At 71.2% G+C, this 17,174-nt stretch carries 13 protein-coding genes; 12 read left to right on the top strand and 1 reads right to left on the bottom strand.

Annotated elements, in window-relative coordinates; all coding sequences use genetic code 11:
- Positions 1 to 99: 99 nt before the first annotated feature.
- A complete protein-coding gene (locus AB0L37_RS35425; RefSeq protein ID WP_365515193.1) occupies positions 100 to 1,164 on the bottom strand; it encodes a mechanosensitive ion channel family protein in 1,065 nt (354 codons plus the stop codon).
- A gap of 298 nt (positions 1,165 to 1,462) precedes the next feature.
- On the opposite strand from AB0L37_RS35425, the gene AB0L37_RS35420 reads away from it, so the two are divergent.
- The 12 genes from AB0L37_RS35420 to AB0L37_RS35365 all read left to right on the top strand — a co-directional run bounded on the left by AB0L37_RS35420 (position 1,463) and on the right by AB0L37_RS35365 (position 17,108).
- Positions 1,463 to 1,999 (top strand): HNH endonuclease, encoded by a 537-nt coding sequence (locus AB0L37_RS35420; RefSeq protein WP_018531511.1) that lies wholly within the window; start codon positions 1,463 to 1,465, stop codon positions 1,997 to 1,999.
- 288 nt (positions 2,000 to 2,287) lie between these two features.
- The gene (locus AB0L37_RS35415) at positions 2,288 to 3,463 is read left to right on the top strand and encodes an ROK family transcriptional regulator (RefSeq protein ID WP_365515190.1); all 1,176 of its coding nucleotides are present in this window, start codon (positions 2,288 to 2,290) and stop codon (positions 3,461 to 3,463) included.
- 86 nt (positions 3,464 to 3,549) lie between these two features.
- Positions 3,550 to 4,893, top strand: a complete 1,344-nt coding sequence (locus AB0L37_RS35410) for an extracellular solute-binding protein (protein WP_365515187.1) — start codon at positions 3,550 to 3,552, stop codon at positions 4,891 to 4,893.
- Positions 4,894 to 4,910: 17 nt separating this feature from the next.
- A complete protein-coding gene (locus AB0L37_RS35405; RefSeq protein WP_365515184.1) occupies positions 4,911 to 5,846 on the top strand; it encodes a sugar ABC transporter permease in 936 nt (311 codons plus the stop codon).
- Positions 5,847 to 5,851: 5 nt separating this feature from the next.
- Positions 5,852 to 6,763: a carbohydrate ABC transporter permease gene (locus AB0L37_RS35400; RefSeq protein WP_365515181.1), complete on the top strand. Its 912-nt coding sequence runs from the start codon at positions 5,852 to 5,854 to the stop codon at positions 6,761 to 6,763.
- Positions 6,764 to 6,773: 10 nt separating this feature from the next.
- A complete protein-coding gene (locus tag AB0L37_RS35395) occupies positions 6,774 to 8,039 on the top strand; it encodes a 6-phospho-beta-glucosidase (RefSeq protein ID WP_365515178.1) in 1,266 nt (421 codons plus the stop codon).
- Positions 8,036 to 9,004 carry a BadF/BadG/BcrA/BcrD ATPase family protein gene (locus tag AB0L37_RS35390; RefSeq protein ID WP_365515176.1) on the top strand — a complete coding sequence of 323 codons (969 nt, stop codon included), beginning with the start codon at positions 8,036 to 8,038 and terminating at the stop codon, positions 9,002 to 9,004. The genes AB0L37_RS35395 and AB0L37_RS35390 overlap by 4 nt, the downstream gene beginning before the upstream one ends.
- A gap of 275 nt (positions 9,005 to 9,279) precedes the next feature.
- Entirely contained in the window at positions 9,280 to 10,734 is a 1,455-nt protein-coding gene (locus AB0L37_RS35385; protein ID WP_365515173.1) for a hypothetical protein, read from the top strand.
- 14 nt (positions 10,735 to 10,748) lie between these two features.
- Complete coding sequence (locus tag AB0L37_RS35380) at positions 10,749 to 11,783, top strand: glutamate ABC transporter substrate-binding protein (RefSeq protein WP_365515170.1); 1,035 nt, start codon at positions 10,749 to 10,751, stop codon at positions 11,781 to 11,783.
- Positions 11,784 to 11,834: 51 nt separating this feature from the next.
- Positions 11,835 to 13,136: a hypothetical protein gene (locus tag AB0L37_RS35375; protein WP_365515168.1), complete on the top strand. Its 1,302-nt coding sequence runs from the start codon at positions 11,835 to 11,837 to the stop codon at positions 13,134 to 13,136.
- A gap of 179 nt (positions 13,137 to 13,315) precedes the next feature.
- Complete coding sequence (locus tag AB0L37_RS35370; protein ID WP_365515202.1) at positions 13,316 to 15,793, top strand: tetratricopeptide repeat protein; 2,478 nt, start codon at positions 13,316 to 13,318, stop codon at positions 15,791 to 15,793.
- 4 nt (positions 15,794 to 15,797) lie between these two features.
- Entirely contained in the window at positions 15,798 to 17,108 is a 1,311-nt protein-coding gene (locus tag AB0L37_RS35365; protein WP_365515165.1) for a PP2C family serine/threonine-protein phosphatase, read from the top strand.
- Positions 17,109 to 17,174 lie beyond the last annotated feature (66 nt).

Genomic DNA, 17,174 nt, shown 5'->3' with positions numbered 1-17,174 from the left:
CTCCGGGGGTGGGGGTGTCGGGTTTCCCCGCCCCGACCCCCTGGGTGGGGGCCCGGAGCCGATCGGCTCCGGCGCCCCTCCTCGTACGGCTGCCCGTGACTACTTCGAAAGGTTCGCCGGGGGAATCGGCGACGCCGCAAGCGACTGCGGCGACGTCGTCGAGGCGTAGGCCGACGGGGCCGACACGGCGGCCGTCGGGTCCGCGGTGGGCTCGCCGTCCACCTGCACGGGGACGCCGCCGACGATGCGGATACCGGACTCGTCGAAGGCGCGCTTGATGCGCCAGCGCAGCTCGCGCTCGACGGTGAGGGACTTGCCGGGCATCGTCTTCGCGGAGACGCGCACGACCATGGAGTCGAGGAGGACGCTGTCCAGGCCGAGGACCTCGATGGGGCCCCACAGCATCTCGTTCCAGGGCTCGGCCTTGCTCATGGTCTCGCCGGCCTCGGCCAGGACCGCCTTGACCTTGTCGAGGTCCTCGTCGGCGCGGACGGTGACGTCGACGCCGGCGGTGGCCCAGCCCTGGGAGAGGTTGCCGATGCGCTTGACCTCGCCGTTGCGCACGTACCAGATCTCGCCGTTGTCGCCGCGCAGCTTGGTGACGCGCAGGCCCACCTCGATGACCTCACCGGAGGCGACGCCCGCGTCGATGGTGTCCCCGACGCCGTACTGGTCCTCCAGGATCATGAAGACGCCGGACAGGAAGTCGGTGACGAGGTTGCGGGCGCCGAAGCCGATGGCGACGCCCGCGACACCGGCGGAGGCCAGCAGCGGGGCGAGATTGATCTCGAACGTGCCGAGGATCATCAGCGCGGCCGTGCCGAGGATCCCGAAGGACGCCACCGAACGCAGGACGCTGCCGATGGCCTGGGAGCGCTGCCTGCGCCGCTCGACGTTCACGAGGAGGCCGCCGAGCGCGGTGCCGTCGACGGCCTGCGCGGTGCGGTTCATGCGCTCTATGAGCTTGGTGATCGCGCGGCGGATGGCGACCCGCAGCACGACCGCGATCACGACGATCAGGAGCACCCGCAGGCCGATGCCCAGCCAGGTGGACCAGTTCTGCTCGACCCAGCTGGCGGCCTGACCGGCCTGTTCCTGGGCGTCCTTGAGCGTGGGCTGTTCCTCGGTATCGGAAACCGAAGCCGACAGGACAGTCGCGATCACAGCAGGTACCTCCAGGCGTAGCCACTGCCCGCCGCGGGGGGACGCGGCTCGGGGACAGGAACGGGCAGACCCACCACACTAACGGGGCATCGTGTGCGGATCGTCGTCATGTTCGGGGGAGGGACGGTGCCCGCCCCGTGACTTCGCCGGTTCCGCCGTGGGCATGAAGGACGTGTGGTCGAAAACACTTCAAGGCCGTTACGCGGACATGGTGGCGCCATGACCAGCCATGAGGAGAGACTGACTACGAGATCGTCCCGGCGCGAGCCACGCGCCGCCGGCGTACAAGGAGGCATCCGTGCCGCATGTCCTGGTCCTCAACGCGTCGTACGAGCCGCTCGGCGTCGTACCGCTCCGCCGCGCGCTCGTACTCGTCCTCGAGAACAAGGCCACGTGCCTCGAGGAGTCCGGCGCCTTCATGCACAGCGCGACACGCACCGTCCCCGCCCCCAGCGTGGTCCGGCTCAAGCGGTTCGTGCGGGTTCCCTATCGGGGGCCCGTTCCTCTGACCCGGCGTGCACTGTTCGCCCGTGACGGCGGCCGGTGCATGTACTGCGGTGGCGTCGCAACCAGCGTCGACCACGTGATCCCGCGCAGCCGCGGTGGTCAGCACGTCTGGGACAACGTGGTGGCGTCGTGCCGCCGCTGCAACCACACCAAGGCCGACCGCCACCTGGTCGAGATCGGCTGGCGCCTGCGCCACAAACCGGCACCGCCGTCGGGCCTGGCCTGGCGCATCATCGGGACCGGACATAGGGACCCGCGCTGGCTGCCGTACTTGCAGCCGTTCGGCGCGGACGAGGCACTGGCCCGGATCGAAGGCGTTTCCGCCTGAACCTCGATCCGGGTCTTTGTGTTCCTGGTCGCCTGCCTACGGGCAGGCGACCGTCTGTTCATCCGGGGTGCCCGCGCCCGGACACGGCCGCGCGCCACGCAGGGCCGAGATCGCGTGAGCAGGTTGGTGCCCGTACACGCCGGCCCGTGCGTCTCCGAGGCGCCGCTCGTCCATAACGACTTGGTCGCCCGGGGGACGTCACCTATTGACGTCCCCTTCACGGGCGTCTTACCTTCCTCGCACCCGATAGGAAACTTTCCTAACAGTGCTGCGAGGAGGCAGAACGACATGGGCGCACCGCCTGGTACCCCCGGCACCCCCAGCGTCCTGCGCGCCATGAACGACCGTGCCGCGCTCGATCTCCTCGTCGCCCACGGGCCCCTCACCCGCACCCGGATCGGCGAGCTGACCGGGCTCTCCAAGCCGACCACCTCGCAGATCCTCGGGCGGCTCGAAGCCGCCGGGCTCGTGCGGACCACCGGGAGCCAGGCGGGGCGGCCCGGGCCGAACGCCGTGCTGTACGAGATCGAGCCCGGGTCCGCGCACGTCGCCGCGCTCTCCGCCGACCCGACCGGCATCACCGCGGTCGTCGCCGACATCACCGGCGCCGAGCGCGGGCGCCGCAGGATCGAGGCCGTCGCCGTCGCCGAGGACGTGCGGCACCGCACCGCGCAGCTCGTCGCCGAGGCCGTCGAGGGTGCCCTTCAGCAGGCGGGGCTCGGGTACGACGACCTGGCCGCCACCGTCATCGGCACCCCGGGCGCCATCGACCCGCACACCGGGCAGCTCCGGTACGCCCCGCACCTGCCGGGCTGGCACTCGCGCACCCTGCGCGCCGAGCTGGCGGACGTGCTCGGGACGCCCGTCTCCATCGAGAACGACGTCAACCTCGCCGCCGTCGCCGAGCAGTACGAGGGCGCGGCCCAGGACCATGACGACTTCGTCCTCGCCTACGTGGGTGAGGGCGTCGGCGCCGCCATCGTGCTCGGCGGCACCCTGCTGCGCGGCGCCACCGGAGGCGCCGGGGAGATCGGCTACATGCCGCTGCCGGGCGCCCCGCTCGCGCGCGGCGGTGACACCGTCGTCGCCCGCACCGACGGCGGCGGCGGTTTCCAGAGCCTGGTCGCCGCGCCCGCCGTCCGCCAACTCGCGGGCGGGGTCAAGGACTTGGGCGAGGCGCTGGCCGATCCCGCCGTTCTCGACGAGGTCGCGCGGCGGCTCGCCACCGGGCTCGCCGCCGTCGTCGCCGTCGTCGACCCCGAACTCGTCGTGCTGTCGGGGCAGGTCGCCCAGGCCGGCGGCGACGCCCTGCGCGTGCGGGTGGAGGAGGAGCTGACGGGGCTCGCCCTGCCCCGGCCGCAGCTGCGGATCAGCGAACTCGCCGACGACCCCATCCTCACCGGCGCCCTGCGCACCGCTCTCACCCAGGCCCGCGACACCGTCTTCGACACGAGCGGCGCCTGAACCCCCGCCCACCCCCGCCCGACTCCTCCGCTCCCCCATTCCTGTAGACGTCTCCCCCATCCCCGTACACGTAAAGGACGTTCGCCATGCCGCGATGGCGTATACCCCTGCGCGCTCCCGTGGTACTCGCCTCGGCCGGGCTGTTGCTCGCCGGCTGCGCCAATCCGAGTACCGGCAGCGCCGACGACGATCCGTCCAAGCCCGTCACGATCAAGTTCTGGCACGGCTGGTCGGCGCCCGGTGAGGTCAAGGCGATCAACGACTCGATCGCCCGCTTCGAGAAGCTGCACCCGAACATCACGGTGCAGGCCACCGGGAACGTCTCCGACGCCACCGTCAACCAGGCCCTGCGGGCCGGCGGTGACGAGGCGCCGGACGTCGTGTCGTCCTTCACCACCAACAACGTCGGGCAGTACTGCGACTCCGGCATGTGGGTCGACCTCGACCCGTTCATGAAGAAGACCGGGCTGAAGAAGGACAAGGTCTTTCCGCGGTCGCTGCTCAACTACACGAGCTACCAGGGCAATCAGTGCGCTCTGCCGCTGCTCGCCGACGCCTTCGGGATGTACTACAACAAGGACGCCTTCAAGGAGGCGGGGATCGCGCGGCCGCCGCGCACCATGTCCGAGTTCATCGCCGACTCGAAGAAGCTCACCGAGAAGACGAAGGACGGGAACTCGTACCAGCGCGTCGGGTTCATGCCGAATTTCCGGCTCTACCAGAACAGCCCGGACCGGCTCTTCGCGCAGTGGGGGCCGAAGTACTTCGACAGCCAGGGGCATTCGCGGCTCGCGAAGGAACCCGCCTCGTACGACTTCTTCAGGACCACGAAGAAGCTCGTGGACGCGCAGGGCGGCTATGGGGCCCTGGAGAAGTTCCGGACGTCGTTCGGTGACGAGATGTCCAATCAGAACGCTTTCCTGAGCGGCAAGTTGGCCATGCATCTCGACGGTGAGTGGCGCGGCCTGATGCTGAACGACGCGAAGGCGAAGTTCGACTGGGGGGTCGCCCCGCTGCCCGTCCCCGACGACCGGGCCGAGACGTACGGGCGCGGCTATCTCACCGGCACCGTCGCCGGGATCGCGCACAGCAGCAAGCATCAGAACGCCGCGTGGGAGCTGGTGAAGTTCCTGACCGCCGACACGGATCAGGTCGTGAAGTTCGCCAACGCCATCCACAATGTGCCCTCGACGTATGCGGCCCTCAAGTCGCCGAAGCTGGACGCCGATCCGACGTTCCGTACATTCCTTGAGATCGCCAGGAACAAGTACAGCCAGGTGATGCCCCCGTCGACGAACGGCGGCATGTACATCGTGCAGTTGCAGGACTTCTCGTACAGCGAGGAGGCCGGCGAGGTCCACGACCTCAAGAAGGGGCTGAAACGCCTCGACCGACTCATCGACGCCGACACCCTGCAATCGCAGAACTGAGGGGCGGAGAAGGCATCATGGCACTCACACTTTCCCGGCCCGCGCGGCGCAGACTGCGTACGCTCGGCTTCCTCTCCCCGTGGCTCATCGGATTCAGCGCGTTCTTCGCGTACCCGCTGATCGCCACCGTCTACTTCTCGTTCATGCACTACAACCAGATCAAGGCGCCCACCTTCGTGGGACTGCGGAACTGGAAGTACGTGTTCCAGGACATGCCGCTGTTCGGCCCTGCCCTGTGGAACACGCTGTGGCTGGTCGTGGTGATGGTGGCCCTGCGGGTCGTCTTCGGGCTCTCGCTCGGACTGCTCGTCACGAAGATCAAGACTGGTGTCGGCTTCTTCCGCACCGCCTTCTACCTGCCCTACCTCGCCCCGCCGGTCGCGGCCACCGTCGCCTTCGTCTTCCTGCTCAACCCGGCGACCGGACCCGTCAACGAGGTCCTCGCCAAGATCGGCATCGAAGGCCCGAACTGGTTCAACGACCCGGCCTGGGCCAAGCCGTCCCTCGTCCTGCTCTCCCTGTGGGGCATCGGCGACCTCATGGTCATCTTCATGGCCGCGCTCCTCGACGTACCGAAGGAGCAGTACGAGGCCGCCGACCTGGACGGCGCGGGCGCGTGGTCGAAGTTCCGGTACGTGACCTGGCCGTCCATCACGCCGATCGTGATGTTCGCCGTCGTCACCGGCGTCGTACAGACCATGCAGTACTACACCCAGGCCCTGGTCGCCGGAAAGATCGCGTCCGGTGTCTCCATCGGGCCGGGGTCCGTGATCCAGCCGGGGTATCCCGACCACTCGACCCTGACCGTTCCCCAGCTCGTCTACTCGATGGGCTTCCAGAACTTCAACACCGGCGCGGCGTGCGTGCTCTCGCTCGTCCTGTTCGTCATCGCCATGGCCGTGACCATGCTGCTGATGCGCAAGCGCTCGGGCCTGCTCGCGGCGGAGGACTGAGACCCATGACCACGACGACACTGCGCCCGGCGGCGACGACAGCGACCGCAGGCCCCTCCTACGAGAACGGCCCGGCCGGCGCCCGAGCCCGCCGCAAGCGCGTCCTGCACTGGATCGCCGTCCACTGCGTCGCCCTCTCCGTGGCGCTGCTGTTCGTGCTGCCCTTCGTGTTCGTCTTCCTGACGTCCGTGATGAGCGACGACCAGGCGATGAGCGGCGATCTGTGGCCGGACTCCTGGCACTGGGAGAACTACAAGGCGGTCGTGCAGACGGACGGCTTCCTCGACTGGTGGAAGAACTCCCTCATCTACGCGGGACTGGGCACCCTGTTCACGGTGTGCTCGGCGATCCCCGTCGCGTACGCGCTCGCCAAGTTCCGCTTCCGCGGGCGGCGTACGGCGATGATGCTGGTCATCTCGACGATGATGCTGCCGCCTCAAGTCATCGTGATCCCGATGTACTTGGTGTGGGCGCAGCAGTTCCACCTGTCGGGCACGCTGTGGCCGCTGATCATCCCGATGGCGTTCGGCGACGCGTACTCGATCTTCCTCCTTCGGCAGTTCCTCCTGACGATCCCCAAGGAGTACATCGAGTCGGCGAAGGTCGACGGCTGCGGTGAGCTGCGCACCCTGCTGAAGATCGTGGTGCCGATGGCCAAGCCCGGCATCGCCGCGATCGCACTGTTCCAGTTCTTCTACTGCTGGAACGACTACTTCGGCCCGCAGATCTACGCGGCCCAGAACCCGGCGTCGTGGACGCTGAGTTACGGGCTCGAATCCTTCAAGTCGGCGCACAGCGTCAACTGGAACCTGACGATGGCCGCGACGCTGCTCGTGATGGCGCCGGTCTGCATCGTCTTCTTCTTCGCACAGAAGGCCTTCGTCGAAGGCGTCACCCTCACAGGCGTAAAGGGCTAAGGACAGTTCTATGAAGCTCGCAGTGGTCGGCGGAGGCTCGACCTACACACCCGAACTCATCGACGGATTCGCGCGGTTGAGGGACACGCTGCCGATCGAGGAACTCGTCCTCGTCGACCCGGCCGCCGATCGCCTCGAGCTGGTGGGCGGTCTCGCGCGGCGGATCTTCGCCAAGCAGGGGCATCCGGGCGTCATCCGCACGACGTCCGATGTGGACGCGGGCGTGGCGGACGCCGACGCGGTGCTGCTCCAGCTGCGCGTCGGCGGGCAGGCCGCCCGCAACCAGGACGAGACGTGGCCCCTGGAGTGCGGCTGCGTCGGCCAGGAGACGACCGGCGCGGGCGGCCTCGCGAAGGCGCTGCGCACGGTGCCGGTCGTCCTCGACATCGCCGAGCGCGTGCGCCGCGCCAACCCGAACGCCTGGATCATCGACTTCACGAACCCGGTCGGGATCGTGACGCGCGCCCTGCTCCAGGCCGGCCACAAGGCCGTCGGCCTGTGCAACGTCGCCATCGGCTTCCAGCGCAAGTTCGCCAAGCTCCTCGACGTCACCCCGTCGCAGGTGCACCTCGACCACGTCGGCCTCAACCACCTCACGTGGGAGCTCGGCGTCCGCCTCGGCGGCCCGGACGGCGAGAACGTGCTGCCGCGCCTGCTCGCCGAGCACGGCGACGCCGTCGCCGAGGACCTGCACATGCCGCGCGAGATCGTCGACCGGCTCGGGGTCGTGCCCTCGTACTACCTGCGTTACTACTACCAGCACGACGCCGTCGTAAGGGAGTTGCGCACCAAGCCGTCGCGGGCCGCGCAAGTGGCCGAGATGGAGCGCGAATTGCTGACGATGTACGGCGACCCGGCGCTGGACGAGAAGCCGGCGCTGCTCGCGAAGCGCGGCGGCGCGTTCTACAGCGAGGCGGCGGTCGACCTGGCGGCCTCCCTGCTCGGCGGGGGCGGCTCCCCGTACCAGGTGGTCAACACGTACAACAACGGCACGCTCCCGTTCCTCCCCGACGACGCCGTCATCGAGGTGCAGGCCGCGGTCGACGGCAAGGGCGCGCGCCCGCTGCCGGTGGCACCCCTCAACCCGCTGTACGCGGGCCTCATCGCGAACGTCACCGCGTACGAGGACCTGGCCCTGGAAGCCGCCCTGCGCGGTGGCCGCGACCGCGTCTTCAAGGCGCTGCTCGCGCACCCGCTGGTCGGGCAGTACGAGTACGCCGAGCAGCTCACGGACCAGCTGATCGCGCACAACCGGGAGCACCTCGCGTGGGCATGACCGTCCTTGCCGTGGACGCGGGCAACAGCAAGACCGACGTCGCGGTGGTCGCGGCCGACGGCACGATCGTCGGCGCGGCCCGCGGCGGCGGGTTCCAGCCGCCCAGGGTGGGCGTCGAGGCGGCCGTCGACGTGCTCGCCGAGGCGGTCGGCCGGGCGTTCGCGCAGGCCGGCGTCACGTCGGCCGCGCACGTCTCGGCCTGCCTCGCCAACGCCGATCTCCCCGTCGAGGAACGGGAGTTGGAGGCAGCCCTACGGGCCCGGGGGTGGGCGCCGAGTGTCGACGTACGCAACGACACGTTCGCCGTGCTGCGCGCCGGGCTCCTGGAGGACAGCGAGCCGCGCGGCGTCGCCGTCGTGTGCGGCGCGGGCGTCAACTGCGTCGGCATGCTCCCCGACGGGCGCACCGCCCGCTTCCCCGCCATCGGCAAGATCTCCGGGGACTGGGGCGGGGGCGGGGGCCTGGCGGAGGAGGCCCTCTGGTTCGCCGCCCGCGCGGAGGACGGCCGGGGCGAACCCACGGCCCTGATGCGCACGCTGCCCGCGCACTTCGGGCTGACGTCCATGTACGCGCTGATCGAGGCGCTGCACCTGGGGCATGTCCCGGCTGCCCGGCGCCATGAGTGCACGCCGGTGCTCTTCGCGACGGCGGCGGACGGGGATCCGGTGGCCCGCGCGCTGGTGGACCGGATGGCCGACGAGGTGGTGGCCATGTCCACGGTTGCCCTGCGGCGGCTCGATCTGCTGGCGGAGGAGGTGCCGGTGTTGCTGGGCGGCAGCGTGTTGGCGGCCCGGCATGCCCAACTGGAGTCACGCATCGTGGAGTTGCTGGCCGCGCGGGCGCCGAAGGCTGTGGTGCGGGTGGTCGCGGAGCGGCCTGTGCTCGGGGCTGTGCTGCTGGGCCTCGATACGGTGGGGGCTTCGCCGGACGTGTTCGCGCGGGTCCGGGGGCACTACTCGCCGTAGGGCGGATTGTTCGTTGTCGGCTGCGGCGCCGTCGTGGCTGGTCGCGCAGTTCCCCGCGCCCCTGAGATGCGCACTTCGTGCGCCATCTCAGGGGCGCGTCCGCGTCCGGGGAACCGATCCCACCCCCATCACGTGTTCACAGGCGGGGCCCGCGACGTCGTGCCGGAAGGCGCTTGCGCAAGATCGACTGAACAAGATCGAGTCAATGGCTGTGCGGATGTCAGTCGCGGCAGCGATACTTGCGGCCGAAGTACGACCATGGGGGAGGGTCGAGCGTGACATCACCGCCGAACGGGAGCGCGGCGCCACCGGGGCGTGGCACCGTGCCGTCGAGGCCGAGCGTGCCACCGCAGACGCGGGGCGCGGCGCCGGCCGTGCCCGCGCACGCGCCCGCAGCGGCGCCCGCGCGGCGCACCGCGTGGGCCGAGGGCGTGGACCGGCTGAAGTCCGCGGCGACGACCGAGCCGGGGCGGCTGCGCATCATCGGGGCCGTGATCGCCCTGCTCGTCGTGGCGTTCGGCGCGACGACGGCGTGGCAGATGACCGACCGCTCGGCCGCGGCCGACGACGTGCTGCACTCCAGCCAGCCGCTGAGCGCCGACGCGGCCGACATCTACCGCTCGCTCGCCGACGCCAACACCGCGGCGTCCAGCGGCTTCCTGGCCGGCGGGCAGGAGCCCGCCGCCGTGCGCGACCGGTACGAGAAGGACATCCGTACCGCCGCCGAGAAGCTCGTGACCGCCGCGGCGAGCACCGACCCGGGCTCCCCCTCCGCGAAGACGATCGCCGAGCTCAACAAGCTGCTGCCGCAGTACAAGGGCCTCATCGAGCGGGCCCGCGCCAACAACCGGCAGGGCTTCCCGCTGGGCGGCGCCTATCTGCGGTACGCGAACGAGAAGATGCAGACGCAGATGCTCCCGGCCGCCGAGGACCTGTACACGAAGGAGAACCAGCGGCTGCGCGGCGACTACGACGCGGCGACCCCGTACCCCTGGATCGCCATCGCGCTCGGCGTCGTCGCCCTCGGAGCCCTCGCGTGGGCACAGCGGCGCAACTACCGACGGACGAACCGGGTGTTCAACCACGGCCTGCTCGCCGCGACCGCCGCCTCCACGGTGGTGCTGCTGTGGCTCGTGGTGGGTCACACGGTGGCGCGCAGCGGGCTCAACGCCTCGTACGACCACGGCGTACGGTCGCTGAACGTCCTGCACGACGCGAGCATCGCGTCCCTCAAGGCGCGCGGCAGCGAGAACCTGACGCTGGTCAGCCGCGGCGCCGAGACGGTCGAGCTGAAGAACGGCGACATCAAGGACAAGTACGACGTCGACTTCCAGCAGCAGATGAAGACGCTGGGCGACAAGCTGGGCGCCGCCCACGCGCTCGCGGACGACGGCGCCGGGCAGGCCCCGGTGACGAAGGCGAACGGCGCCATGAAGGCGTGGCTCGGCCGCCACAAGGATGCCCGTAAAGCGGACGACTCCGGCAACTACCAGGGCGCCCTCGACAAGATCATCGGCTCGAAGCAGGACAAGCCGACCGGAGAGTGCTTCGATCAGGTGGACCAGAGTCTCGACACGGCGCTGGCGCACGAGCAGCGGCAGTTCAGCGCCGAGGCGGGCGACGGACGCGACGCGATGACCGGGCTGCCCGTGGGCGCGGCCGTGCTCGCGGTGCTCGCCGCCGCCGGCGCGGTGCTCGGCATCGGGCGCAGGCTTTCGGAGTACCGGTGAGAGGGGGTGCGGTGATGGATGAGCGAGGGGCGCGCAGGGTGAGTCTGCGCGGCTGGGGCGGCGTGGCGGCCATGGCGGTGGCCTGTGCCCTGACGGTGGTGTTCGCGCTGCTGCTCCCCCTGACGCAGCGGTCCGGCAGCGACGGTGACGGCAGCATCGGGTACGGCTCGGGCGGCGTCGCCGACGGCACGCAGGCCGTGGACAAGGACTGCGGCACGAAGGGCAAGGAGCCGGAGCGCAGCCTCGACCCCAAGTCCGGCAGCGACGACGGGGACGCGGTCCGGTCCATCAAGGACCGCGGCTATCTCTCGGTCGGCGTCGACCAGAACAGCTACCGGTGGGGCTACCGCGACCCCAACAGCTCGGCGAAGACAGCCGAGTTGGAGGGCTTCGACATCGACCTCGCGCACGAGATGGCGGACCGCATCCTGGGCGACCCCGCCAAGGTCCGCTTCCACGCGATCCCCACCAACCAGCGCATTCCGGCGATCCAGCGCGGCGAGGTCGACATGGTGGTGCGCACGATGACCATCAGCTGCGCCCGCCTGGAGCAGGTCGCCTTCTCCACGGCGTACTTCCAGACGGGCCAGCAGGTGCTCGCCCCGAAGACCTCGAAGATCACGGGGTACGACGACTCGCTCGCGAACAAGCGGATCTGCTCGGCCAAGGGGTCGACGGCCGAGCTCGCGCTGGACGCCGACAAGACGGCGAAGAAGCTGCCGGACAGCACCGACATCGCGACCACGGTGCCGAACCAGCTGGACTGCCTGGTGCGGCTGCAACTCGGTGAGGTCGACGCGGTCGTCACCGACGGCGCCCTCGCGGCGAGCCAGGCCGCGCAGGACCCGACGGTGGAGCTCAAGGGCGACCCGTTCACCACGGAGTACTACGGCATCGCCATGAAGAAGGGCTCGGACGACCTGGTGCGCCGGGTGAACGGGGCCCTGGAGGACTACCGCGAGAACGACGGCTGGCAGAAGTCGTACGACAAGTGGCTGGAGCCGGCGCTCGGCACGTCGTCGGGGCCGCCCGCACCGAAGTACAAGTGACGCACAAGTGACAGGGAAGTACGGGGACTTGAGGGAAAGCGAGAGTGATCGATGGGCGTCGCGGGACCCCCTGGTCCGGTGATGGACCGGGACGAGGTGGACCGTGCCCTGGCCCGGCTCGGCGCGGAGCACGAAGCGATCGAGACGTCGCTGCTCGCGCTCCAGGACCACGCCGGACGCCGCCTGCTCGAAGGCGCGCAGCTGACCGGGACGACCCGGGAGCGCTGGGCGTCGGCCGAGCAGGCGATCACGCTGCTCTGGACGTACTTCGACGCGTACGCGGGCGCTCTGCGCGCGGCGCGGGAGATGCGCGCCCGGCGCCGCTGGCCCAGCCGTGACGACCTGGTGGAGCTGACCGAGCTGCTGCGCGGCGAGTCCGTCACGGTCGCCTCCGGGGCGAGCACCGGCGCCACCTCGCCGTCGATCACCGGACCGGCGAAGCTGTCGCAGCGGTTCACGCTGGCCGCCCTGGTGGAGCGGATGAACGACCTGTACGCGTCGTCCCTCGACATGGTCGTGGCCGCCGACGCGGTGTGGTCGGCGCTGCCCGCCCGGATAGACCTGCTCGCCGCCGAGCTGGGCCGCACCCGTCAGCTCGCGCACTCCGTCGGCGTACGCCCCGGTGAGCACCCGGCGGGCGACGACCTGGAGCGGATCACCGGCGCCCTGACCCGGCTGCGCGAGGAAGTGATCTCGGACCCGCTCACGTACTGGCAGAAGGCGCAAGGGAGTTCGGCGCCGGGCGGCGGCCGCCCCGACACGTCGGCGTACGACCGGCAGGCGCGCGCGCTCGAAGAGGTGCGGCGCGAGATCGAGGCGGTGCTCGGCGTACGGCAGGACGCGGAGGCGCGCCTCGCCAAGCTGCGGGACGTGCTCTCGCGCGCGGACCGCACCCTCGCCGAGGCGAGATCGGCGCGCGGCGAGGTCCTCGCGAAGATCGCCGCGTCGGAGGTGCCCGCGGTGTCGGGCCCGCCGACCGCGCTCCAGGAGCAGCTGGCCATGGCCGCCGAGTACCGCAGGCACGGCCAGTGGCACCGGCTCTCGCCGCTCCTGGAGTCCCTGGAGTCGAAGGCCGAGGACGAACTGCTGCGCGCCCGCGAGTCGTTGACGGCCGTGACGCAGCCGCTGGCCGTCCGCGCGGAGCTGCGCGGGCGGCTCGACGCGTACAAGGCGAAGGTCGCGCGGCTCGGTTTCGCGGAGGACCCGTTCCTGGTGGAGCGGTACGACGCGGCGCGCCGCATGCTGTGGAGCGCGCCCTGCGACCTGCGCGTCGCGGAGGAGGCGGTGCTGCGCTACCAGCGGGCCGCGGCGGACGTACTGGCAGCGCCCAGTGACCAGAGGGGGGAGTCGTAGTCGTGGCGGAAGCACGCGCGTGCACGCGGCCCGGTTGCACGGGCAGTTACGAGGACATGGGCGGGGAGCTGTACTGCGACACGTGCGGCCTGAAGCCGGTCGGCGCGGCGGCTGTGCCGTCCCCGGCCCCGGCGTCGGCGGCCTGTCAGCGCCCCGGCTGCACCGGCGCCTACGAGGACATGGGCGGCGGCGAGCTGTACTGCGACACCTGCGGGCTCGCCCCGGTCGTGTCGCCGAACGGGATGGTGTCGTCCCCGCCGACCGGGATCGCGGCGGGCGGTGCGCGCGGCTCGCAGAACTCGTCGTCGAGCTCGCGGGCGTCGTCGCGGGCCTCGGCCAGGTCGTCGTCCCGTTCCGCGCAGTCGCGCCGTTCGGTGTCCGGGCGGCTGTCCCGTTCGCTGTCCGGGGCGTCGACGTCCCGTTCGGTGTCGGTGCGCAGCTCCGGTTCCACGGCGGGCAGTTCGGGGCGGGCCCGGCTCGGTGTGGGTCTGGTCAAGGTGCCGGACGTGCCGCGCCCCGACCCGCGCGCGATGGTCCAGGACAACCCGGAGGTCCCCGAGCGGAAGCGATTCTGCTCGCGCTCCGACTGCGGCGCCCCCGTCGGCCGCGCGCGCGGCGACCGGCCCGGCCGCACCGAAGGGTTCTGCACCAAGTGCGGGCACCCGTACTCCTTCGTGCCGAAGCTGGGCGCGGGCGACATCGTGCACGGCCAGTACGAGGTCGTGGGCTGTCTGGCGCACGGCGGGCTCGGCTGGGTCTATCTCGCCATCGACCGCGCGGTGTCCGACCGCTGGGTCGTCCTCAAGGGCCTGCTCGACACCGGTGACCAGGACGCGATGGCGGCGGCGATCTCGGAGCGCCGCTTCCTCGCCGAGATCGAGCACAGCAACATCGTGCGGATCTACAACTTCGTCGAGCACCTGGACCAGCGCACCGGCTCCATGGACGGCTACATCGTCATGGAGTACGTCGGCGGCAAGTCCCTCAAGGAGATCGCCAACGAGCGCCGCACGCCCGACGGCAAGCGGGACCCGCTCGCGGTCGAGCAGGCGTGCGCGTACGGCATCGAGGCCCTGGAGGCGCTCGGCCACCTGCACAGCCGCAATCTCCTGTACTGCGACTTCAAGGTCGACAACGCGATCCAGACCGAGGACCAGCTCAAGCTCATCGACATGGGCGCGGTCCGCAGGATGGACGACGACGAGTCCGCGATCTACGGGACGGTCGGCTACCAGGCGCCCGAGGTCGCCGAGGTCGGCCCCTCCATCGCCTCCGACCTGTACACGGTGGCCCGTACGCTCGCGGTCCTCACCTTCGACTTCCAGGGCTACACGAACGTGTTCGTGGACTCCCTGCCCGACCCCGACAACATCGAGGTCTTCCGCCGCTACGAGTCCTTCTACCGGCTCCTGGTACGCGCCACGGACCCGGACCCGGCCCGCCGCTTCGCCTCCGCGCAGGAGATGGCCGAGCAGCTGACGGGCGTCCTGCGCGAGGTCGTGGCGCTCCAGACGAACCGGCCGCGGCCCGCCCTGTCGACCCTGTTCGGGCCCGAGGTGAAGGTCACCGACACGGAGTTGTTCGGCCGCTTCGACGGCGACGTGTCGCGGCTCGGGGTGCGCCGGCCGCCGGTCGGACGCAAGGCGGCGCGGGCGGGGATCACCGCGGCGCCCGAGCAGCCCGCGCTGCCGCCGTCCCCGGCCTCCCTCGTCAAACACCTGAACGCACCGGCGACCGCCCTCGCGCTGCCGGTGCCCCGGGTCGACCCGGGCGATCCGAACGCCGGCTTCCTCGCGGGCCTGATCGCGTCGGCCCCCGCCGAGCTGATCTCGGCGCTGCACGCGGCCCCCACCGGCTCTCTGGAGTTGCGCCTGCGCGAGCTGCGGGCCCGCCTGGAGATGGGCGAACTCGACGCCGCCGTACGGGGGTTGGCCGCCCTTGAGGCCGATCACCCGGACGACTGGCGGGTGGTCTGGTACCGGGGCGTCGCGGCGCTGGCGACCGGCGACCACGCGAGCGCGGCGCTGGCCTTCGACGCGATCTACGACGCCTTCCCGGGCGAGCCCGCGCCGAAGCTGGCGCTCGGCGTCTGCGCGGAGGTCCTCGGCCAGCTCGACAACGCGGCGGAGTACTACCGCCTGGTGTGGTCCACCGACCCCAGCTACGTCAGTGCCGCGTTCGGCCTCGCCCGCGTCCAGCTGGCCGCGGGCGACCGGGGCGGCGCGGTGCGCACCCTGGAGTCGGTGCCGGAGTCCTCGATCCACTACACGGCCGCCCGCGTCGCCTCCGTACGGGCGCGGCTGCGCGGACGCATGGCGCAGGCCCTGAACGGGGACCCGCTCCTGAACGACCTGACGGCCGCGGCGGGGCAGGTCGAGGCGCTCGACGCGTTCGGCCTCGACGCGGTGCGCCGCGAGCAGTTGTCGACCGAGGTCCTCGGTACGGCGCTCGACTGGGTACTCTCCGGTAGGCAGGGTTCCGGTCAGCCCCAGGGCCCCGTACGCACGGTGGTACTCGGCAGCGACCTGGACGAGCGCGGCCTGCGCCTCGGCCTGGAGCGCTCGTACCGGACCCTGGCCAGGCTCGCTCAGCGGGGCGAGGAGAGGATCGAACTGGTGGAGCGGGCCAACCGCTACCGCCCCCGGACGTGGGTGTGAGTTGATGTCGCAGAAGCACCAGCCGGCCGCTTGCCCCAGTTGCGAGGAGCCGCTCGACCAGAGCGACCGCTTCTGCGGGGCCTGTGGATACGACCTGTCGTCCGTGCCCCCGGCACCGGACGACCAGCCGACGCTCACCATGGGCGTGCCCGAGCCCGGTCCTGAGCCGGCCTCCGTGGAGTGGCCGGCCGCGCCCGAGCTGGACAGTTCGGACACGCCCGCGCCGGTCCACCTGCCCACCGACCTGGAGGGCACGGATTCCGGCGGGGCCGAACTGCCCGCCGCCGTACGGTTCGACGACCCGGCCCCGGCCACCCCGGACGGCGACTTCCCGCTCGCGGCGCCCGATCCGCGGACGGCGTCTCCCGCGGAGATCGAGGCCGCGACGCCGCCGGCCGGCACCAAGATGTGCGTGGCGTGCCGCGCGGGTCAGGTCGACGCGGACGGCTACTGCGAGAACTGCGGGCACGCCCAGCCGCGCGAACGCGACCACATGGAGCAGGAGTTGGACGCGGTCGCGGCGGTCAGCGACCGCGGCCTGCGCCACCACCGCAACGAGGACGCGTTCGCGATCTCGTCGGCCGCGCTGCCCGACGGCTCGGCGGCCGTCGTCGCCGTCGTCTGCGACGGGGTCTCCTCGGCGACCCGGCCCGACGACGCGTCGCTCGCCGCGTCCCGCGCGGCCAACGAGTCGCTGCACGAGTCCCTGCCGCGCGGCACGCACCCGCAGCAGGCCATGCACGAGGCGATCGTCGCCGCCGCCGAGGCGGTCAACGCGCTCGCGCAGGAGCCCGAGACGGCCCGTGAGCACCAGCCGCACCAGAACGCGCCGGCGTGCACCTTCGTCGGCGCGATCATCACCAAGGAGCTTTTGATCGTCGGCTGGGTCGGCGACTCGCGCGCCTACTGGGTGCCCGACGACCGGGCCGCGCCCGCGGCCCGGCTCACCGAGGACGACTCGTGGGCCGCGCAGATGGTGGCGGCGGGCCTGATGAACGAGGCGGAGGCGTACGCGGACGAGCGGGCCCACGCGATCACCGGCTGGCTCGGCGCGGACGCGTACGAACTGGAGCCGCACACCGCGTCGTTCAAGCCGGACCGGCCCGGCGTGGTGATCGTGTGCACCGACGGCCTGTGGAACTACGCGGAGGGGGCCGACGAGATGGCCCGGGCCGTCCCGGGCGACGCGGCCGTGCGCCCGCTGCACAGCGCTCAGGTTCTGGTGGGCCACGCCCTGGACGGCGGGGGCCACGACAACGTAACAGTGGCAGTGCTGCCGTTCCCGGTCCCGCCGTCAGGGGCAGGATCGGCCTAGGCCGGTTCCGGCCGCAGCACGTACCGAGCAGCGCGTACCAAATGGTCTTGTTCAGGGGGGACTTGT

This window comes from Streptomyces sp. NPDC052225, assembly GCF_040679615.1.
Lineage (GTDB): Bacteria > Actinomycetota > Actinomycetes > Streptomycetales > Streptomycetaceae > Streptomyces.
The sequence above is the reverse complement of the archived record's forward strand: the minus strand, read 5'-3'. Positions and strand labels throughout refer to the sequence as shown.